Annotated in this window: 20 protein-coding genes and 1 pseudogene; 10 read left to right on the top strand and 11 right to left on the bottom strand. The window is 40.3% G+C overall.

Annotated features, from left to right (window positions below):
• Window positions 1-2: 2 nt before the first annotated feature.
• From I6E78_RS09285 to I6E78_RS09255, 7 genes are all read right to left on the bottom strand, one after another.
• Window positions 3-662: a response regulator gene (locus I6E78_RS09285; protein WP_089369104.1), complete on the bottom strand. Its 660-nt coding sequence runs from the start codon at window positions 660-662 to the stop codon at window positions 3-5.
• Between the two features lie 7 nt (window positions 663-669).
• Window positions 670-1,317, bottom strand: coding sequence for a hypothetical protein (locus I6E78_RS09280; RefSeq protein ID WP_089369105.1), 648 nt, complete (start codon window positions 1,315-1,317; stop codon window positions 670-672).
• A 23-nt stretch (window positions 1,318-1,340) separates the two neighbouring features.
• Window positions 1,341-2,111 carry an SDR family oxidoreductase gene (locus I6E78_RS09275; protein ID WP_197182337.1) on the bottom strand — a complete coding sequence of 257 codons (771 nt, stop codon included), beginning with the start codon at window positions 2,109-2,111 and terminating at the stop codon, window positions 1,341-1,343.
• Window positions 2,108-2,797 (bottom strand): TenA family transcriptional regulator, encoded by a 690-nt coding sequence (locus I6E78_RS09270; protein ID WP_089369107.1) that lies wholly within the window; start codon window positions 2,795-2,797, stop codon window positions 2,108-2,110. The genes I6E78_RS09275 and I6E78_RS09270 overlap by 4 nt, the downstream gene beginning before the upstream one ends.
• A complete protein-coding gene (locus I6E78_RS09265; protein WP_089369108.1) occupies window positions 2,790-4,259 on the bottom strand; it encodes an AMP-binding protein in 1,470 nt (489 codons plus the stop codon). The genes I6E78_RS09270 and I6E78_RS09265 overlap by 8 nt, the downstream gene beginning before the upstream one ends.
• A complete protein-coding gene (locus I6E78_RS09260) occupies window positions 4,256-4,909 on the bottom strand; it encodes a thermostable hemolysin (protein WP_089369324.1) in 654 nt (217 codons plus the stop codon). Before I6E78_RS09260 ends, I6E78_RS09265 begins: the two co-directional genes overlap by 4 nt.
• 221 nt (window positions 4,910-5,130) lie before the next feature.
• Window positions 5,131-5,658, bottom strand: a complete 528-nt coding sequence (locus tag I6E78_RS09255; RefSeq protein ID WP_089369109.1) for a helix-turn-helix transcriptional regulator — start codon at window positions 5,656-5,658, stop codon at window positions 5,131-5,133.
• 158 nt (window positions 5,659-5,816) lie between these two features.
• Here I6E78_RS09255 and I6E78_RS09250 point away from each other — a divergent pair, with 158 nt between their 5' ends.
• From I6E78_RS09250 to I6E78_RS09240, 3 genes are read left to right on the top strand one after another with little or no spacing between them, the layout of a single operon-like run.
• A complete protein-coding gene (locus tag I6E78_RS09250; RefSeq protein ID WP_089369110.1) occupies window positions 5,817-6,893 on the top strand; it encodes a hypothetical protein in 1,077 nt (358 codons plus the stop codon).
• The gene (locus I6E78_RS09245; protein ID WP_089369111.1) at window positions 6,894-9,968 is read left to right on the top strand and encodes an efflux RND transporter permease subunit; all 3,075 of its coding nucleotides are present in this window, start codon (window positions 6,894-6,896) and stop codon (window positions 9,966-9,968) included.
• On the top strand, window positions 9,961-10,266 hold the full coding sequence (locus I6E78_RS09240; RefSeq protein WP_089369112.1) for a DUF3240 family protein: 306 nt from the start codon (window positions 9,961-9,963) through the stop codon (window positions 10,264-10,266). Before I6E78_RS09245 ends, I6E78_RS09240 begins: the two co-directional genes overlap by 8 nt.
• Before the next feature lie 169 nt (window positions 10,267-10,435).
• On the opposite strand, the gene I6E78_RS09235 is transcribed toward I6E78_RS09240, so the two are convergent.
• The gene (locus I6E78_RS09235; protein WP_225741023.1) at window positions 10,436-10,888 is read right to left on the bottom strand and encodes a hypothetical protein; all 453 of its coding nucleotides are present in this window, start codon (window positions 10,886-10,888) and stop codon (window positions 10,436-10,438) included.
• A 258-nt stretch (window positions 10,889-11,146) separates the two neighbouring features.
• Here I6E78_RS09235 and I6E78_RS09230 point away from each other — a divergent pair, with 258 nt between their 5' ends.
• Window positions 11,147-11,398 (top strand): YfhL family 4Fe-4S dicluster ferredoxin, encoded by a 252-nt coding sequence (locus I6E78_RS09230; protein WP_089369113.1) that lies wholly within the window; start codon window positions 11,147-11,149, stop codon window positions 11,396-11,398.
• Window positions 11,399-11,414: 16 nt separating this feature from the next.
• On the opposite strand, the gene I6E78_RS09225 is transcribed toward I6E78_RS09230, so the two are convergent.
• Window positions 11,415-12,737 carry a histidine kinase dimerization/phospho-acceptor domain-containing protein gene (locus tag I6E78_RS09225; protein WP_089369114.1) on the bottom strand — a complete coding sequence of 441 codons (1,323 nt, stop codon included), beginning with the start codon at window positions 12,735-12,737 and terminating at the stop codon, window positions 11,415-11,417.
• Window positions 12,737-13,408 (bottom strand): response regulator transcription factor, encoded by a 672-nt coding sequence (locus I6E78_RS09220; protein WP_089369115.1) that lies wholly within the window; start codon window positions 13,406-13,408, stop codon window positions 12,737-12,739. The genes I6E78_RS09225 and I6E78_RS09220 overlap by 1 nt, the downstream gene beginning before the upstream one ends.
• A 160-nt stretch (window positions 13,409-13,568) precedes the next feature.
• On the opposite strand from I6E78_RS09220, the gene I6E78_RS09215 reads away from it, so the two are divergent.
• The 6 genes from I6E78_RS09215 to I6E78_RS09190 all read left to right on the top strand — a co-directional run bounded on the left by I6E78_RS09215 (window position 13,569) and on the right by I6E78_RS09190 (window position 21,014).
• Window positions 13,569-14,390 carry a TlpA disulfide reductase family protein gene (locus I6E78_RS09215; RefSeq protein ID WP_086999055.1) on the top strand — a complete coding sequence of 274 codons (822 nt, stop codon included), beginning with the start codon at window positions 13,569-13,571 and terminating at the stop codon, window positions 14,388-14,390.
• 9 nt (window positions 14,391-14,399) lie between these two features.
• The gene (gene dsbG, locus I6E78_RS09210; RefSeq protein ID WP_197182336.1) at window positions 14,400-15,173 is read left to right on the top strand and encodes a thiol:disulfide interchange protein DsbG; all 774 of its coding nucleotides are present in this window, start codon (window positions 14,400-14,402) and stop codon (window positions 15,171-15,173) included.
• 260 nt (window positions 15,174-15,433) lie between these two features.
• On the top strand, window positions 15,434-18,361 hold the full coding sequence (locus I6E78_RS09205) for a TonB-dependent receptor (RefSeq protein ID WP_197182335.1): 2,928 nt from the start codon (window positions 15,434-15,436) through the stop codon (window positions 18,359-18,361).
• A 143-nt stretch (window positions 18,362-18,504) separates the two neighbouring features.
• The gene (locus tag I6E78_RS09200; RefSeq protein ID WP_089369325.1) at window positions 18,505-19,140 is read left to right on the top strand and encodes a methyltransferase family protein; all 636 of its coding nucleotides are present in this window, start codon (window positions 18,505-18,507) and stop codon (window positions 19,138-19,140) included.
• A gap of 182 nt (window positions 19,141-19,322) precedes the next feature.
• On the top strand, window positions 19,323-20,198 hold the full coding sequence (locus I6E78_RS09195) for a sensor domain-containing diguanylate cyclase (RefSeq protein ID WP_089369119.1): 876 nt from the start codon (window positions 19,323-19,325) through the stop codon (window positions 20,196-20,198).
• A gap of 99 nt (window positions 20,199-20,297) precedes the next feature.
• Entirely contained in the window at window positions 20,298-21,014 is a 717-nt protein-coding gene (locus tag I6E78_RS09190) for an SIR2 family NAD-dependent protein deacylase (protein WP_089369326.1), read from the top strand.
• An 89-nt stretch (window positions 21,015-21,103) separates the two neighbouring features.
• On the opposite strand, the pseudogene I6E78_RS18660 reads toward I6E78_RS09190, so the two are convergent.
• A pseudogene (locus I6E78_RS18660) lies at window positions 21,104-21,350 on the bottom strand (RNA-guided endonuclease InsQ/TnpB family protein); the annotation flags it as partial.

The raw sequence follows: 21,350 nt of genomic DNA, 5'->3' as shown, positions 1-21,350 counted from the left end.
CTCTAACGCTTACCAACCACGTAGCCGATACCACGTAAGGTTTTAATAAAATCGCTAGGGAATTTTTTACGAAGATGATGAATATGTACCTCTATGGCATTAGAGCCAACTTCTTCACCCCATTGGTAAAGTTTATTTTCGAGCTGTTGTTTTGATTGCACCCTTCCCAGATTTTCCATCAGCGCTTTTAAAAGCATGTATTCTTTTCGTGGTAGGGTAAGTGATTGCCCACTTAGCAATACTGTATGGGCAGAAGTATCCATTACTACATCACCACAGCGCAATAAGCTTGATTGTGTTTGATTAATGCGCCGACTTGCTACTCGCAATCGAGCAAATAACTCAGCGGGGTCAAACGGCTTTGCAAGGTAGTCATCAGCCCCCATATCAAGCCCTTTAACTTTGTCGTCAATACCGCCGCGAGCAGTTAAAATAACCACCGGAATAACTTTTTTTTGCGATTTAATATGTTTTAAAACTTGCGAGCCGTCGCCATCAGGTAATCCTAAATCGAGAATAACAAGCTCAATTTCACCACTAGAAAGGCACTCTAAGGCGTGTTTTACTGTGCCACTGTGCTCTACGCTGTAGCCCTCTTGGCGCAAAGAGCGAATAAGCCCTTGTGCCACTAAGGCATCGTCTTCAACAAGTAATAAATGCATTGTGTGTTTATCTTTTTAGTTTTTTATCTACTTTTACTAATAGCTGGCTAATTGCTTGTTGACGATATTCATCTGCTTTTGCACGAGTATCACGAATGCCCGCTGCTTGTGCTACAAGTAGTCGTGCTTTAGCTTGTTTATAATCGCCTTCGCCATACAAGTATTCACCGTATAAGTAATTAGTATCAATGCCTTTGAGATTAAAAGCGAGTGCTTGTTTAAATAATTTTTCAGCTTTGTCGTCATCACCAAAACCAATTGGCCAACCAGGTACTTTGCTGTAAAGCGTTGCAAGGCTTGCGTAAGCCGATCCATTTAATGCAGCACCATCTATTGAAAGTGCATTTTCAAGTGACGCTTTTGCCTCTTTTGCTAAACCAAGTGCACCCAAGCCACCTTTTGCGCCGGCAAAACTAGCTAACACAATACCATTCCAAATATGCGGTTGTGCCGAGTTAGGGTAGTTTTCAACAAATAACGCGCTTTGCTCACTTAATTGCGTAAACGCATCTATTTGCGCATCGTCTTCAAGCTCGTAGTTGGCAATAGCCCACTTTTGTTGAATAGAAATTAGGTCTTGCGCTTCATCTGCCTGTACTACGGTGGTAAATATAGCCGTTAATATTAAATAAAATGCGAGTGTAAATTTATACATAATTTTGCCCTTGTGTGTGTTTGTTAACTTAAAAAGCGTTTAATTTTAGGAAGTTGCTTTGCAATAGCGTTATCAACAACGCTTGGGAATACGCCATTTATGCGTGCAAATAATTTTTCAGGAAAACCAATAAAGCGCCTTGTTTGATTCGAATTTATTAGTGCTAATAACTCTTGAGCAACTAATTCTGGCGAGTCCATTTTATTACCGAGCTCTTTATTTATTGCCCGCGCTTTACTGCTATTAATAGATGTATCTGTTGCTCTTGGTGCTAAATAGGTCACTTTAACGCCTGAACCATTCAACTCACGTGATAATGCCTCTGTAAAGCCACGTAAACCAAATTTACTGGCGCAATAAAGCGTTTGAAACGGGTAGCCAATACTGCCAAACGATGATCCCACATTAACAATAGTGCCTTTGGTATACTCTAACTGTCCTAAAAATAGCTGGCATAGTTTAATAGGCACCGACAAATTAGTCATGAGCATATTATCTATTTGCTCATTACTTGTGTGCTCAAGGCTTTGCATTGTATTTATACCTGCGTTATTAATAAGTAATTTAACGTCACCGAGTTGCTTGGCTTTTATTGCTAGGTCAATACGTGTTGTATCGTCGGTTAAATCGCCTGTAAATATTTCACTGTCTGGGCATTCACGGCTCAGTTTTTCAAGGGCTTGGGTATTTCGCCCTACAAGTAGTAACTTCCACCCTTTTGCATATAGGGCTTTAGCAATTGCTTGCCCTATTCCGCCTGTTGCACCAGTGAGCACACATAAAGAACTACTCATGCCAATTTGCCTTGTGCACTTGCTTTAAAAAGTGGTTCGTCATCGAGTCCACGAAATATATCGCCGTATAAACGATAAAAGCGCTTTGCACCATGAAGTATGGCTTGTTGATCCGCCTCGTCTGTTATTTGGTTCATAAGGTTTTCAAAAAACTTTACATGCTCTATATCAAGTGCACCGTGAGAGGTTAAATAACTAAATGCTTTTTTAGGTAAGCCCACAGCATTTGCAATGTTTGAAGCCGCGCCATCAGCAAGCGCTATAGAAGTGCCTTCAAGTACATGCACCATGCCAAAAAAACTCAGCGGGTTTTTACGTGCAATGGAGTCGTACGCATACGACACCATCATTTCGGTAGCAAATTGCGGCTGACTACACCGTACTGTTTCTTTGTCAAAACCACAGGCTGCAATATCATTAAGTACCCATTCTTGATGACCTATCTCTTCTTCAATGTATTCTGCGACGGCTTCGCGCAGCCACTCTTGTTCGTCGGTTAATCGTGCACCAACCGACATCATTAAAGGCACAGTGTGCTTAACATGGTGATACGCTTGCACTAAAAACGAGGCATATTCTTCAAGTGATGCTTCGCCTTTAAAAACACGCTGGATAATCGGCGCTGCAAGCAGGTAATTTTGCTCTTGTTTAGTTTGCTCTTTAAGGGTGTTAAAAAAATCACTCATTAATTACTTCTCCAAGTCGGTAAAATTGCTCAAACACATCATGGTACTGCTTACTTATGGCATCTCGTTTTGGGCGATTATTTGTTGTTAATAATCCTTGTTGCACACTTAATGGGGCAGCTAAACGATGCCACTTTTGAATTCGAGCATAGTCGGGTAGTTGTTTATTAATTGCGTTAATGTATTGAGCTAACACTGGGTTACTTAGCTTTGTATCGGCGTAAATAATGGCACTCAGAAAAGGTCGCCCCTCACCAAACACAACCGCTTGTAAAATACCGCTTTGACTGAGTAATAGTGATTCAGGCCACTCGGCACTGATGTTGCGCCCCATGCTGGTAATAATTAGGTTTTTTAATCGGCCTTTAATAAATAAGGTATTTTGATGCTGCTCGACTAGATCACCGGTTCCATACCACTGTTTTTTGTTGTGAGGTTGATGGTTTAAGTAGCCTAAAAACAAATCGCCTTTTATAAAAAGCTGGCCATTTTCAATTTTGGTTTGAATATGAGGTAACACAGAGCCTGCACTTTGGCGGTTATCGTTTGTGGGGGTATTTAAACTCACTACAGATGCCGCCTCAGACAGCCCATAACCTTGATACACCGGTAAGTTTAAGCTACGCGCTTTAACTATTAGCATTTCGCTGACAAGCGCTCCACCCACTGCAATAAACTGCAACGAACTAGGCGGTTGCCAACCTTGCTCAGCAAAAGTAACTAAGCATGCTAATAGTTCAGGTACTAAAATAAGCGTATTTGGCTTAACTTTATCAATAGCAGCAATAAGCTGTGCGGGCTGTTTTAATGCAGTTCCAACAAAGCCTAATTCATTTAATGGTATTAAGTGTACTGTACCGCCACTTTTTAAAGGGGCATACACACCAGCTATATTTTCAAGCAATACAGCTAGTGGCAATAAACATAAATGAACAGGCTTTTTAATATTAATTTTATCGCAAAGAGATTGAGCTACCTGCATTTGGCTCTTTGCAGATAAACACACGCCCTTTGGCTGCCCAGTTGAGCCTGATGTAAATGTTACTTTTTGAGTTTCAGGAAAGTAACTGTTCGGTTTAGCCACAACTATTTCGTAAATATATAACGTGTAAAGTTCAAACACAGTAATAGAGGCAACAGGCTCCTCAAGTAAATGGTTTAGCGTGTCGCTAATAAATAAATTAGCGCCGCATTGCACTAATACATATTGAGTTTGTTGTTCACTGAAAAAGTGAGCAATTGGCACAGCCACTTTATTAGAAACCGCTGTAGCAGCATCAATAACAAGCCAAGCGGGTGTATTATCAAGCTTATAAGCGATACCTTTGCCGCTAAAGCCTTGTAGTATTTTTACTACTTTTTGTATTTGCTGGTTAAACTCATCGCCGTTAATTTCACGTGTTTGATCTTTATTATGGGCAATAATTAATGGCGATACTGAATGAGTATTATAGTAATTCATACATTCACCAATGCATTTACCAAAGAATTGATATTGCAGTGGTTTTGCTGCATCAAACTATAAAGCATTGGGGTATTTAATACTTGTTGGTGAGCTTGCTCTAGGCTCACAATGCATACTGTTGGTTGGTTGGCGTAATAGCTGCCCCACTTTAATGGGTTCTCAACTACAAAACTGCTCGCAAGTGCAATTTCAGTACACGTAACACCAAGTAAGCGCAATAAAGCACGCACTTTGTTGGTTGCACAAAACACTAAATGTTTTGCCCCCACACTTTGCAGAGCTTCGTTAACAATAATAAAATGTGCAAGAGTTGCTCTTCGATTTGTAGAGCAGAGATTACCAAGTTCAAAAATTTTATTGCGAGAAATGCTCTCATCTAAAAAATCTTCAACGGGTGATGCTAAATATTGCTCAATAAACAATGGCGAAGTTGCTTGCCTTAGCCCTAACGTGCACTTTCCTTGCTTGGTAACATATTGGCAAAGTAGTGGCATAAAAGAAGTAAGCTTAGCGTTATACGCAACTAAAAAACCTTCTTTCACTGTGTTTTCGAGATTTTTTCGATGCACATCATCAATACGAGCACTAATAAACTGACTGTTATTTTGTGTTAAACCTAATGATGTAGAAGTGTGGGCTAATTGCATAAGCTCGCTCATTTAAACCTGTTTATATTTCAGGGTTTAAACTTAACGAGTGAAACTTAAAGAAAACTTAAGAAATTTAATTTAAATGAAAAAAGCGCCTAACCACTACAATACAGATTAAGAGTAGAGCCTGCTTCTATTTATAAGTGATTCTATTACTTTTGGTTGGATGACCGAGTGGACTCGAAATACCGACTCTAGCATGTCAAGGCTTTTTTAGATTAATTTATAGCTGTACTTTTTGGTTGATAATGGTTTTGTTGCATAAAATCTTCTAAAAACCATGCAGCAAACTCGTGTCGGCCTTCTACATCGGCTTTGCTGTAAATATCGGAAGCTTGTTGACGGACGGTTTTTTCTTTTGTGCTTCTTAGCGCGCTTATTTCTTTAAAGCTTAGGCCTTTAAGTAACAACATGGCGACTTCTTGCTCACTGCGTGTCAATGCCCACTGTGAAAACTGGGTTTGAATAACGCCACTGTATTCATGGCGCGCATCCATCATTGTTTGTGATATGTTTTTAAGTTCTTTTTTTGAATGAGCTAATTTTTGTTTCAGCACATTGATATTGGCGGTACTCGAACGAATATCTCTAAATAAGTAAATAGCACCGGCTGCGGAAATGGCAACGATTAAGCTCTCAGAAAAAATATGCCACAGTGGTACTCCTAGTTTCAAATCTATTATCACATCAAAAAAGTTTAGCACCATTATTATTAACAAGGTGGCTGCGATTAACTTGTCTTTCATTAAATCCTCTATTATCAATTGTTTATAAATACAATGGACATATGTCCCATACCGTGAGTCACGCTTTTTTTGGGTACGTACGGCGTTTGCCTGATGATTTAACAGTCTAAAAAAGTCATGGTTCATTCTATGAAATTAATCAAATGTGAACAAACGCAATGCTGTTAAATTTTACAACAAAAATTCTTCACTTTTTACGTATTCAATATACGTTATTTTTATTCTTTATGGTGGCTTTATTAACACTTATCCCTGTGCATGCTTCACAAAATTTAGCACCTGTAGAGCTTTCTTCACTCAGTGGTTTTGATGTCGAATTTGCGCCAATTCAAAAAACAGAGTTTATTAACGGGCAAAGTTTAATTGGTGAAGTCAATTTCAAACCCGGGGTCAATTACACGGTGCTGTTTGCGTTTGATGTACAGCAGGTTCGTTACTTATACCCTAACGGCAGCATGGTAGAAAAGGGCGCCACTATCGCAAGCGTTGAGGGCAGCGATGTACACCATTTTTTAGATGCCTATCAATCAGCAAAAGACATGCTCGCTATTACTAAAAGCCATTACGACATAAACCAACAGCACTTAAAAAACAAAATAATAAGAAGCTCTGAATGGGTTGAAATTACTAAAAGCTATTTTGAAGCCAAGCTAAATTTTGAACATATGCAACATCAAATGGCATTTTTAAACATTGATGATAATGAAAACGTGACCTTAGTGAGTCCAAAAACGGGCATTTTAAAACTCACTAATGAGTCGGGAAACCGTGTGATGGGTGACACCGCGTTTGATATTATCGATGCAAGTAGTATTCGCGTTAAGATTAATGTCCCCCTTAGTTTTACCAACACGTTAGCGCATTTTAAGCTGTCACAAAATTGCAGCTTAAATATTGAGAGCTATGACAGTATTGTAGATAAATACCATCAAATAGTATGGGCGTCGCTAAGCTCGAATGAGTGCCAGCTGACACTGGGGCAAACCATCAAAGTCACACCGGTAAATAAATTAACAGGCTTTAAAATAGCAAAGTCAGCGGTGTTTGAATTTGAAGATGTTAATTACATTGCTTTAAAATCTGGCGATAACCTTGAGTTACTGCCGATTGAGCTCAAAGGTACACAAGGCAAAGACTACGTGTTTACTGCCAATAAAAACCTAGATGATCAGAAGATACTAATAAGCTCGGTAAGTGCGCTACAAGGTATGTTGCTTCACTTAGGGGGAGAGTAAATGTTAAACCAGCTTATTAAGTTTTCACTTACTCAGCGTTTGTTTGTTAGTATTTTTGTTATTGTTGCTATGGCCATTGGCGCTAAATCTTGGTTAAGTATTCCGGTGGATGCTTTTCCAGAAATATCGCCCACCCAAGTTAAAATAGTTTACAAATTACCCGGCATGAACGCCCTTGAAATAGAATCGCAAGTAACACGGGTGATTGAAACCGAATTACTGGGTATTCCGTCACAGCAAATGCTGCGCTCTACTACTAAATATTCTATTACGGATATTACCATTGACTTTAAAGAGGGCACCGACATTTATTGGGCCCGTCAGCAAGTTAATGAGCGTTTATTAAATATTTTGCCCACCTTGCCCAGTAATATTAGTGGCGGCATGGCGCCAATGAGCACGCCTTTGAGCGAGGTGTTCATGTTTACTATAGAAAGTACTCACTTATCGCTGATTGAAAAAAGAGAGCTTTTAGATTGGCAAATTCGTCCATTGCTGCGCACTGTAACCGGCGTTGCAGATGTGAATAGTCTTGGCGGCTTTTCAAAAACCTATGAAATACTTCCCAACACCTTATTGATGCAACAGCATCAAGTTAGCTTTGATGAAATGAAGTTAGCAATCACGCAAACGAATCAAAACGGTGGCATAGGGCGCTTAGAAAAAGGCAACGACACTTTTATTTTGCGCACTGAGGGCAAATACACCGATATAACCGCCATTGAAAATACTGTGATTAAGTCCACTCAAAATAAGGTTATTCGGTTAAGTGATATTGCCACGGTACACGTTGGCAGTTTAACCCGTTATGGCGCAGTCACTAAAAACAGTGAAGAGGCGGTACAAGGGCTTATAATTGCGCTTAAAAATAGTAATACAGCGCAAGTTGTTGAAGATGTAAAAGATAAACTTCGCACCATTGAAGCTTCATTACCGCAAGGCACAAAAATTAATGTGTTTTACGACCGCTCTAACTTAATAAATACCGCAATTAGCACCATTACCAGCGCATTAGGCCAAGCTATCATTTTAGTGATAGTGCTACTAGCCTTGTTTTTAGGCGATATTCGCTCTTCATTGGTGGTATCTTTGTCTTTACCTATGTCGGCATTGCTGACGTTTATAATGATGAATCAGTTTGATTTATCGGCTAATTTAATGAGTTTAGGTGGCTTAGTGATTGCCATTGGTATGCTGGTGGACTCATCGGTAGTTATTGTTGAAAACATAGTAAATCGGCTGGCTAATAATCAGCACCTCCCTCGGCTGCATGTTATTTATCGCGCATGTAAAGAAGTCGCGACGCCAGTGTTTTCAGGCACAATCATTATAATTATCGTGTTTTCACCGCTATTAATGTTAACAGGGCTAGAAGGCAAGTTATTTACCCCAGTGGCGTTAACTATCGTGTTTGCCATGCTAAGTGCGCTGTTGTTGTCGTTAACGGTTATTCCAATTTTAGCCTCGTTGTTATTAAAAAATGAACCCGTAACCCAACCTAAAATGGTGACGCTATTACAAGGCTTTTATACTAAAACACTTGCCCAAGCAATTAAAAAGCCGGTGGCTATTAGTGTTATATCAGTCGCTGTTTTAGTGCTCAGTGGGGTGTTATTTCAGGGGCTTGGCAAAAGCTTTATGCCCGTTTTAGATGAAGGCGACATTATTGTGCAACTGGAAAAATCGCCGAGTATTTCCTTGCAAGCCTCGCTGGATATCGATAAACAAATTGAAGCCACACTGCTAAAAAACACCCCAGAAATCGTACAAATTGTTGCCCGTACCGGCTCCGATGAACTCGGGCTTGATCCTATGGGGTTAAACGAAACCGATGTGTTTATGGAATTAGCACCAAAAGATACGTGGCGTTTTGACTCCAAAGCGCTGCTAATCGAGGATATTCGACAAACACTTACGCAATTTCCAGGGGTAAATATTGGCTTTACTCAGCCAATACAAATGCGGGTATCAGAAATGCTCACCGGTGGTACCGGTGATATTTCGATTAAAGTATTTGGTAATGATATTGCGACACTTGCCTCATTAGCTGAAAAAATCACTGCACTTGCCACTAATATTGACGGCGCAAGTGATGTGCAAATGGCGCTTATTGAAGGGGGTAAATACGTAAATATTAAACTTATTCCTGAGGTTGCTAGTCAGTTTGGTTTAACCACCGAAGGATTAAGCGATTATTTAAAGTCGCAATTAGAAGGCTTGCAGGTATCGGCACTTCAAGAAGGAAACCGCGTGATCCCAATTGTGTTTAATGCACAAAAAAGCGAAAGCGCAGCACACTTTGAGTTATCGTCAATGAGCGCATTAAAGCAAAAGCTAATTTTAATGCCCGACAACAGCCTACTACCACTTGAAGAGGTGGCTAATATTAGCTTTAAAACGGGGCCATTGTTAATAGAGCGAGAAAAAGCAAAACGCTTTGCTTCTGTAAGCGTTAATGTGGATAACCGCGATGTGGTTAGTTATGTGAATGAACTGGAAGCTAAAATTAATAGCAGCATAAAATTACCCAGTGGTTTTACCTTGTCGTTTGGTGGCGAATTTGAAAGCCAGCAACGTGCAACACAAAACTTGCTGGTGCTTATTCCGGTGGCATTAATACTGATTTTCATTATTTTATTTACCACGTTTAAATCGTTATCTAAATCAACGCTGATAATTGCTAATATTCCGTTTGCGTTAATGGGGGGAGTGATTGCCCTGTTTATTAGTAACGAATACCTCTCGGTGCCTGCATCGGTTGGTTTTGTTGCTTTACTTGGCGTAGCGGTACTCAATGGTATTGTGATGATCAGCCACTTAGAGCAAATGAAAATGTTTTCTGCCAATGTAATGCAGCGCATTTTAGATGGCGCAAGCAGACGCCTTCGCCCAGTGTTAATGACAGCCACAACCGCAATGTTTGGTTTACTGCCACTGGTATTCGCTACCGGCCCTGGCGCTGAGATTCAAAAGCCATTGGCGATTGTGGTTGTTGGCGGGTTAATTACCTCAACAATTACAACACTTTATTTACTGCCTATCTTTTATGGTTGGTTGGAGAAAAAACATGGCTGAACAGTTACTTTTTACCCTAAATGTACCCACAAACATAAAAGATGAAGTGGTTGATATATTAATTGGCATAGACTGCATTACCGGCTTTAACTTAAAAAACATTGAAGGCTACAGCAAGGAGCACAGTGAATTTGATATTGCTGAGCAAGTAGAAGGGCATCGCAGCTTTTATCAGTTTGAGGTGCATATATTATTAGCGCAGCTACAAATTATCAAAACAGCATTAAGCCCTGTATGCCAACACACATCATTAAAATACTGGGTTACGCCTATATATGAAAGCGGGCGTCTTAGATAATTAATACCCTTATAGTTAGATCATGATATGTATATTTAGTTAGGGGCTCTCTACACGGTCAGATACATAAAAGTCGTCAATATCAGCTGCTGGGTTATTGGATTCTGCCTTATTGATGTTATCAATAACTTTTTCTAACTCTCCAGCTGAAAGAGATTGGAACGCTCGCTTAAGCCGGGAGATGATGCCTGAGCTTTTTTATTCTGCATTGATATGTTCTGAGCGATGAAGCTGCAAATTTGGTAGGTGCGGTGTTATGGCGCTCTATTAAGCTTTGTTCAGTAAGCTTACGCGCTTTTGCTATCGTTAATTCAGGTACTTCACCTAATTTGGTATTGGCTATGCCAGATGGTTTAGGGAAATTAGAATAGAAAATGGCTGTACCAGACTTGGTGAAAATTAGTCGAATATGGTGTTGTGCTTCGTATTTCGATAATTTTTTAGTCCGACTAGATTTAAGGCCTTGTTTTCCAATGCTTTTTTCTTCAAAAAATATGATATTTTGAGCCAGCGTAGCACACCGATTTATGTGCTGCATAGAAAACGGCGGTTTGAGCTGATTCCATTCTATTTTTGCCTTAGTGTACTGAGCCTTGGTAAGTGTTGATAAAGAGTTTTTCACTTTGTTGTAACCTATATAAATAAAGGCCTTACGGCTATTTTTATTGATTAAGATCAACAAAGAAACAGAGAAAAATAGGCATAATCCGCGGCTGTAATTTACACCCAAAAATAAAATGGTGTGTTACGAATGTGTGCTACGATTTAATGAAAAACAGTGGTTTTTATTAAACTAAAGTTGTTTTAAAATCAGTCTAATTGCATCTGTTTTTATTTTATCTATATGTTTTATATGGATTTTAATTGGAAAGGCTAAAAAGTGGCTCTACTCATAAATAGTAAATGCATTAACTGCGATATGTGCGATCCAGAGTGCCCAAATGAGGCTATTTATATGGGGGCTAAAATATATCAAATAGATCCCAGTAAATGCACTGAATGCGTAGGTCATTATGATAAGCCTACTTGCGTAAGTGTCTGCCCAATTGATTGTATTAAGCCAGACCCAACCCATAGTGAAACTATTGATGAGCTTGCCGATAAGTACGTAAGGTTAACTAGTAGTTGTTAGGTAATTTGAAGCTAACTTATTGAGGATTGACATTTTTAATTGGCAGATTAAAACTCACTATAAATCTGTCTTCGTCATTTGTAAAAGCAACTGAACCTTGGTACTTTTCGGCGATGCTGGCCACAATTGATAGGCCAAGCCCAGCGCCGTTTGCTGCGCCTTTACGCCAAAAACGAGTTGCCATATTAGCTAAATCAGCTTGGTTAATATGGGCGTGGTTACTAATGGTTATTTTTAGTGCTGTGGCTGTTAAATTAGCGGCTAAAATGACTGGTGTATTCGCTTTGCTGTACTTAAATGCGTTATCAAGTAAATTACGACACACTATAGTGAGCATGGCACTGGGAATACAGTACACTGGCTGGCTTGCTGTTATATTATAGGTTAAGCGGGCGTTATTGTTGTTTGATTCTGTTACCACAGTAGTAATTAACGAATCAAGCTCCCAAGGCTCTGTAATGTTTAGCGGCGTGTCGGCATCTACATGGGCTAACACCAGTAGATTGTCTAAAATAGTATTTAATCTATGCGCACTTTTTTTAGCTTGCCCTAGTGCTTTTTGCTGGGTGGTATCTTGCGTAAGCTCAGCTAATTGTATTTGCGCTAAAATACCCGCTAGTGGGGTTCTTAGCTCATGCGCGGCATTACTGGTAAAGTGTTTTTCGCGGCTGATCCCTTTTGCTAAGCGGGCCATTAAGGCATTTTGGCTAGTTATAAGCGGTTGCAGTTCTTTTAAAGGCTGGTTTAACTGTATCGGTTCTAAGTCGTGACTGCCGCGTTTTTCAAGCGCGTGTATTAATAACTTTATTGGCCGTATTCCTGTGCCAATTGCAAACCAAAGTAATATTAGGGCAACAAAAATAGCTAACGCCGGTGGAATGAGTATGCTAATGAGCAAGTCGTGATAGAGCACATCGCGCTCGGCCACTTTATCGGCAATGGTAATTTTATATTGCGCAGTAATTAAGGTGAATGTACGCCACTGCGCTTGCTCAGAGCTTAAATAACTAAAACCTTGGTTTAAGCTAGGCTGATTGGGAAACGATTGGCTGTTACTGCTGGCAATTATACTGCCTTGCAGGGAGCTAATTTGACAGGTTAGGCCTTTTTCAGTGTTTACCCCACTGGCATTTATAATATCAGGGAGGCTTTTACTGAGCGCATCTTTGGGTACGTGGGCTAAAATGTTACCTAACATAAAAGCGGTTGAGCGCAGGCGCTGATCAAAGTTAACCTCTAACTTATTGTTTAACCCCGATATCATCCACACACTGGCGATAAGCCAAAAGCCTAAAAAGACCGCTGCAACCAATACCGTTAACCGTAACCGCAAGCTCATTAGTGGCTCACCTCTATTGTGCCTAATCTAAAGCCTAGGCCACGTATGGTTTCTATTGCCGGTGCGCCTAGTTTTTTACGTAAATTAAAAATATGTACGTTAAGTGCGTTACTCGCTACATCATCGCACACGCCATAAAGTACATTTTTTAACTGGCTTTGGGTTAAAATTTGTTGCGGACTATTTAAAAAGGTTTGCAGTAATAAGTCCTCGTTACGTGACAAGCAAACAAGCGTGCCATTGAGTAATGCTTTATGTTGCTCTAAATCGTATTGCAGTGCGCCGTGAGTAATTGTATTGCTGAGCCTATCGCTTGCGCGGCGCTTTAAGCTTAATAGCCGCGCTAATAACTCTCTTAAATCAAAAGGTTTTACCAGGTAGTCGTCGGCGCCTTTTTTTAATCCAATAACTTTGTCATCTATGGTATTGCTCGCGGTAAGAATAAGCACGGGTAGCGAAAAACGATTGTCACGCAGCCAGCTTAACCAGTTAATGCCATTACCATCGGGTAGGTTTAAATCAAGAATGCATAAATCAAAATTGCTCGATTGCATATAAGTAGTGGCTGCGCTTAGTGTACTAACGTGCTCAACGGCTAGCCCTTGGTGGGTTAAGTAAGTACAAATAGCGTCGGCTATTACGTCATCATCTTCCACTAACAATACAAACATACTCGCTACCCTGTTTAAAATACCCTAGCTAGAATACCTGTTTCCATTGGTGAAGTAACTGCTATATGCTTATTTACTATTAATTTTTGCTCTTAATATTGGCTTAATTAACGCTTTGTATACTATAGCGGCTAACCGTATTTAAAGAAGATTTATAGCCATGTTAAGTATTTCACTCGGGCCGTTTGTTATTGCCATTTCGCAGCTTATTATTTTATTAGGCTTAGGCGTATTTTGGTTGCTTACTTATTTACAAACTCGTAAGCAACCACAGCAAAAAGCAATTTTAGACACTGTATTTAAAGCATTTGTAGTGGGCTTTATTGTTGCGCGATTAATGTTTGTTTTGATTATGTGGGATGCGTATCAAGAAAACTGGTGGCAACTTATTAATATAAGTGATGGCGGCTTTATGCCTACCTATGGCTGGGTGGCGGGTGCGCTTGTGTTGGCGCTGTATGCGCGAGGCAAAAAAGCAGTGCTGAAAACCTATTTCATAGCGGCTATTGTCGCGTTGCTTACCATTATGGTGCCTACCTTTGCTGCCTCTATTTATAAAGCTGGGGTTGAGCTGCCACAATCTGCGGTATATAACCTGCGTGGTAAAGAGGTTGATTTACAGTCATTTAAAGGCAAACCTGTCGTTATTAACTTTTGGGCGTCGTGGTGCCCACCGTGCCGTAAAGAAATGCCGGTATTACAGGCTGCGCAAAAAAACAATCCTAATATAGCTTTTGTTTTTGTTAACCAAGGAGAGGATTTATTTACGGTACAAAAATTTATTAATGCTGAGCAGCTCGACTTACGCAATGTGTTTTTTGATCAAAACAGTAATGTAAGTCGTGAATCCGGAGCTGCTGGGCTACCAACCACGCTTTTTTATAGCAGTGATGGCAAATTAGTAACCAGTCACATGGGAGAGCTCTCACACGCGAGTTTGCGTTATTACATGCAAGCTATAAATCAACAGTCTGCACAATAAGGATGCCTCATGAAGTTAATTTATTTATTGCCATTACTTGCGTTTACCTCGCCCCTATTGGCTCAACAAAAAGCACTGCCAGCCCCCCTTAAGTTAGTTACTGAGCAAGGCGGTGAAATAGTCAGCGAGTTTGCAGCGCCTGCCAACATGAAAGGCTATGTTGCCGACTTTAAAGGCCAAGTTATTACTTTATATATCACCGCCGACGAGCAATATTTATTTACCGGCCCTATGCTTGACGCCAATGGTAATAATGTAGGAGAGCAAGCGGCAAACGACTACGCTACAGGCCCTAAAGCGCAAAAAGACTGGCAAACATTAGAGAGTAGCCATTGGATAGTCGATGGTTCAGCCAAGGCAAAGCGAGTAATTTATACCTTCACCGATCCCAATTGCCCTTACTGCAGACAGTTTTGGCAAAATGCGCGTCCTTGGGTGGATGCGGGAGAGGTACAAATACGCCATATTTTAGTGGGTATTTTAAAAGCCGACAGTTTAGGCAAAGCGGCGGCTATTATGAGTGCCAGTAACCCTGAAGAAGTATTAAAAAAGTTTGAAAACGATAATTTAGCGCGTACATTACAGCCGCTAAAAAATCCCCCTGAGCACATAAATGCGCAATTAATGAAAAACCATCAAATAATGATGAGTGTTGGTGCCAGAGCAACCCCCGCTACTTTTTATCACGATGCTAATGGGGCGGTAAAAATGCAAATGGGTTTACCGCCTGCGTCATTAATGACTGAGATCCTTGGCCCACTGCCAAGTAAGCCAACCAAGTAAGCCAACCAAGTAAAAACCCAACTTAGTACATAGTGTGCAACGTCAAGCCGGTAAAAGTTTTACCGGCTTTTTTATAAATAACGTTAAACATTGTTACACTTTGTTATTTACATAAGCTATTCAGTAAGTTATCGACTTTATTAATCGGCCATTAAGTTTGGCGCTGTAGACTTAGCAGCAATTTTTGACCCGCTATTGACCTTTATTGATAGCGCTGCCGCTAAGTATCAAAAGCGCATAAAACGGAACCGCACACTGTCATGAGTACTTGCAATAATCGCCCCTTTTCACTACCAGCATTAACATTTATAAAATCAGCGCTGTGTTTATCTGTTTTATCTGCAATAGGTAGCGCGTATGCGGCGCAACCAGCCATACCTGTTAAAAATAATGCCGATATAGAAGTAATAGAAGTACGCGGTATTCGCTCCAGTATGGCCGAAAACCTCGACATTAAACGTATGTCTAGCTCAGTTGTTGATGCCATAACCGCAGAAGATATTGGTAAGTTTCCAGATAAAAACGTAGCCGACTCATTGCAACGTATACCAGGGGTAATGATTGAGCGTGATGGCGGCGAAGGCGCATCGGTAAGTATTCGTGGTTTGTCGTCTGAGCTTACTTTTACTCAGCTTAACGGTAATTTTATTGCCTCGTCACCAGGCGAGCCTTCGCGTTCGTTTGATTACACGCTACTTCCTTCAGCCATGATAGCCAGTGTTGAGGTATATAAATCGCCCGAAGCGCGTTTAGATGAAGGTGGTGTAGGTGGCACAGTATTAATGCATAGCCGTAAGCCGCTTAGCATGGAGGCAAACTCTGGAGTACTCAATGTTGAAGGTACTTACAGTGATGTAACGCAAAACAGTGAGCCACAACTAACCGGTTTATATTCTTGGAAAAACGATGCAGAAACGCTTGGTTTTTTAGTAGGGTATACTCGCCAAGAGCGCACCAACCGTACCCTCTCTGGTGGCACCGATGCCAATGTGTGGCGCTACACGGGCGATGGCCAACCGGTAGATGTAAATGGTAATGCGGTCAATAACAATAATAGCTGGGATACAATTACCGATACCAATGGTAATAATTATGATGGCGTGTGGTTTCCACAAGTCGTGCGCGGCTCGGTACTTAATGAAAAACGTGAACGTGAAGGCATACAGTTTAGTACGCAGTGGCGTCCAACCAATCGTGTAGAAATAGGATTAAACTATTTTGGCTTTACGCTGGGGCAAAACAGAACTGAGTCGGTTATTGATATGCCAGAGTGGTCGTTAAATCCCGATTACCTAACCGATGTGAACTTGGATGAATCGGGCACGATTGTTAATGGTATGCAGTTTGATGCTACAGCGAGTGGCGCACAAGGTGACATGCAGTTTCCGTGGATGCGTGGCAGTTATGTTCGTGAGGAGTCGAGTTCAGATACCTTCGATTTTAATTTAACTTACGAAGGTGATGATTTTAAAGCGCGCTTTGTTGCGGGCAATACTCGCTCAAAAGGCGGCCCAGAAGAAAGTTGGGAGGCCGCCTATAAAAGCTCAAATACCAGCGAAAACCCAACAACCATTGAAAACGCAGCGCAAAATGCTGGTTGGCAACTTGGTAAAAACGATGTAACCCTCAATATAGACCCAAATACACTGGCTAATTTACTCAGTGGCGTAGGCGGTGGGCGCGATCCGGGTTCATCAAACTCAAGCTTTGTACGCAGCGAGCTTGAAGAAAGTTACTACCAAGGCGATCTAGATTTTTACACCGATTGGGGCTTTTTAACAACCATTAAAACCGGCGTAAAATACCGCGAAGCCACATTACACCGCGAAACCGGTAATACCTTCTTTTTAGATCCTCGTTTTGATATTGTCGCTGGGGAAGCCAAAGAGGGCGGCATAACTCGCTTTGACAGTTACCAGTGGAATAACGGTATGCCGGCAGCGCAAGATGTTTTTATTAACCAAGGCAATATTGCAGGGGGCTTTAATATAAACCAAATGCCCAGTATTGATTGGGATAAATACCGCGATATGATTACCAGTAACTACGTGCCTTACACCCGTATGGAAGACAACTTTGTATACGATATAGAAGAAAAAATAGCGGCTTTTTATCTGCAAGGTGACTTTGAATTTAATCAAGTTAGAGGTAATTTAGGAGTACGGGTTGTACGCAGCAAAACCATGAGTGCTTCTACCGATTTATATACCTACTTTTTAGATCATACCAATGATGAAACAGGGGAGCCTGTTACCGGTGATGATCGCTCAGTCGAGGATTACCAACTTGTAGTGCAACAAAACACCGACACCCAAGTACTGCCTAGCTTTAACATTGCCTGGGATGCCACAGATGACTTAGTTATTCGTGGCGCGGTTGCTAAAGTAATGTCGCGCCCCGATTATGCTGATTTAGGCGCGCAGCAACGCATTAGTTATATTTCAGACGAGTGGGCACAAGACAGAGCCGATTTTAACGAGCAACCTGGCTTTAGTGGCAGTGGCGGTAATAAAAACTTAAAATCGTTTATATCGGTACAAGCCGATTTATCTATCGAATATTATTACGCTGAAGGCTCAGCAATTGGCTTAGCGCTATTTCATAAAAAAGTTGATAACTTTGTAGTGCCAGTGGTAATTAACGCCCAACAAAATTTTGCTGGTAAAAACGGTATTGTAGAGGCGGGTAATATAAATATTACTCCTTACAGCACAGTAGGTAATGGCACTAACGCGGTATCTAAAGGAGCCGAGGTGTTTTTGCAACATGCCTTTGATAGCGGCTTTGGTTTTTACGCTAACTACACCTATAACAAAACCAATAAAGCAGAAGTAACCGTAGATGGCGAAGCATTTGGACAATCGCCACTGATCGGCAGTGCTAAGTATCAATATAATACTTCGGTTTATTTTGAGGGTGATGATTTTAACATACGTGCCTCATACAATAAGCGCGGCGAAACGGTACTGGGCTTAAATAGTGGCTTAAACGTGTACCAAGACCCATACGATCAAGTTGATGTTAATGCCTCAATTAACTTATACGAAGGCCTTAGTTTTACCGCAGCAATTATAAACTTAACCAAGTCAGAGTCGGTTACCCGTTTAGGTAACGATAGTGACGCACGGTTACTAAACTCAAGCTACTCGGGCAGGCGTTATTACGCTGGGTTTAACTACAGCTTTTAAACTGCTCCCTAAAGCAACTTTTAATAAGCCGGCTTAAACATAAAGTTGGCTTATTATTTGTGTTTACCTTGTTTCTTAACGGTATGAATACTATGATGAATTTATAATTAAAATTGAGTAATCACCGCGAGTAACTAATATTGATAACCTATCAGCCTTTAATTAATGACTCTGCGTCCTTAATCGAATTTACCCGCATTTATTTAGCCGTTTTTTATACCTTTGTAGCGGGGTTCTACACCGTTAGAATACTCTATAAAAACAGCAATACACCATCGGGAGTGATTTTTACAGGGACAAAATATTGCGCTAATTGGTGGAATCACTTCGTTTTTCGTTTTTTTAGAGCTGCTATTTGGTTGGTGTGTGTTGTAAGAGTATTTATACCTGCAACCGATAACTACCTCGGAATTTTTGTGCCGTTAAATACATGGCCAGGCGTAATGCTAGGTAATGCTTTATTAACTGTTGGTTTTATATTAACTATGGTGGTGCATTTTAATATGGCATCACTTTGGCGTTCAGGAATAGACCCACAAGGGCCCGATGAGCTAAAAGTAAACGGCTTTTATGCGTATTCTCGTAATCCTATGTATTTAGGCGTTGCTGCGGCGCAGTTAGGCTTTTTTTTAGCATTGCCGAGTGTGTTTAGCTTAGTGTGTTTACTGGTTGGGCTTACTGCGTTATATCGTCAGGTGTTGATTGAAGAGCAGCATTTAGTGAGCATATTTAACACCCAATATAAAAAATATAAAGAATTAGTACCACGTTGGTTATAATAATTACTCCGTTATTTTGCAGCAATGAGGGTTTTAGTTTAACTACCAATGAGTAATACTTTACTTTTGCTACAAAAAATCATGATTACAAAAGCAATTTATTGCTATTTTTACAAGTATATTTTAACGTTAATATATTGAATACTTAACTAGCTTCACCTTGCTTTAGAGGCAAACATAGTATGACAAAAAATGAGTTAATAGAACTAGAAGATGTGCTTGATTTAATGCTTGATGCTGTGTGCGTGGTAAATAAAGTAGGTAAGTTTGTATTTGTAAGTGCCGCGTTTGAACAAATATTTGGTTATAAAGCTGCCGAAGTAGTAGGCAAGCCTATGATTGATTACGTTTATAAAGGCGATCATAATAAAACTTATAATGCCGTTGCTTCACTTTTGTCGGGCGAAACAACTCATTCACGGTTCGAAAACCGCTGGGTTCGTAAAGACGGTCAAATAATTCATATTTTGTGGTCAGTGTGCTGGTCATCAGATCACCAAGTAAGAATTGCAGTTGCTCACGATATTACCGAGCGAAAAAAAATGGAAGAGCAGCTTCATTATATGGCTGGCCATGATGGGCTTACAGGTTTACCAAATCGCTCATTACTAATGGACAGGTTACAGGCTGCAATAGTAAAAGCAGAAAGAGAAAATACACTATTTTCGATATTATTTATTGATATTAATGGCTTTAAAGCTATTAATGATACGTATGGCCACCTTATGGGTGATAAGTTACTGCAACACATAGCACAGCGGCTTTTAAGCGTAGTAAGAGAATACGATACAGTAGGGCGCTTAGGCGGAGATGAGTTTTTGATTGTGCTAGAGGGCTTAAGTAGCGCTGGCGATACCACGGCTATTAAAAGAAAAATAATTGGGCAGTTCCAACAGCCATTTAAACTAGATGAGCTATCATTAAATGTATCTCCGAGTATTGGAATTGCAAATTACCCCACCCACGGAGAAACAGACCATCAATTAATAAAACACGCAGATCAAGCCATGTATAAAATCAAAAGAATGAGTGCCAATAGCATAGATTACCCAACTTAAAATTAAACGCTCAAATAATAAAAAAAGCAGGCCAGTTAGGTAAGTTAAGTATTTTATGTTACATAACTTGGATTCAAATAGTAAGTGCAGAGGTTAGCAATTAATACGTTATATATTACAGGCGCGGGCGTTAGCGCAGCCAGCGGTATTCCTACCTTTAGAGGTGAAGATGGTTACTGGACTATTGGTAGTAAAAATTATACACCAATGCAAATGGCCACACGCGCTATGTATCAAAACGCCCCTAAAGAGTTTTTAGCTTGGTATTACCACAGGTTTGCAACGTATAGAAACCACGGCCCTAACGACGTACATTATTGGCTAAAAGATAAAAACCTAATAACGCAAAATATAGATGGGCTTGATGGTAAAGCAGGAAATAAAAACTATATTGCAGTCCATGGCAGGTTAGATCAAATGACCCTGTTTCATCAGCAAGGCGAAAACGTAGAAACGGTGATTACCCCTTGGAATGAGGTAGATGAGGCTCATTTACACAACTCATTATTTGAGGTGTTTAATATTCAAAACCAAGCGCCAGTGATTAATCACTCTTTTAAACCGTTTGTATTATTATTTGATGAATACTACACCGAGTTATATAAAATTAGCGAAGCACAACAACGCATGGTCAATGCCGATAAAATTGTATTTATGGGTACATCGTTTAGCGTTAACATTACCCAAATGGCGCTGGAAATAGCCCGCGAATACAATATTGCGTTAGAAGTTGTAGATCCACACCCAGCACATATTTTACATCCAAATGTAAGTTATAAAAAAATGACCGCGCTTGAATATATTCAGAGTAATTAAAGTTTTAAACCGAGTGTTAGCTCCTTGTGAACTACCCATCGACGCCACTCCGTGTCGATCAATGGGCTTCTACAGCCTTGACTTAGAGACTAGGCTGCTTCTTTTTTCTCAGTTCCAACAGCAAACTTCGATAGCTCGAAGACTTTCGTTTTAATGGCTGATTTCTGCTGAGATGTGGGGGTAACCCTTGCGACGATCCCAGCCTCAATCAAATCTAATTCACCTGTTTTTGCTATGCTTTTAGCCGCTGACAAGTCTCGGCTTTGGTTAGTTTCACAAGCCGTACATGTGAAATTTCTGTCGTTCAATGTTAAAACATGATGTTGGCCGCATTCA

This window comes from Pseudoalteromonas sp. NZS127 (genome assembly GCF_015864805.1).
GTDB classification, from domain to species: Bacteria; Pseudomonadota; Gammaproteobacteria; order Enterobacterales; family Alteromonadaceae; genus Pseudoalteromonas; species Pseudoalteromonas nigrifaciens.
The sequence above is the reverse complement of the archived record's forward strand: the minus strand, read 5'-3'. Positions and strand labels throughout refer to the sequence as shown.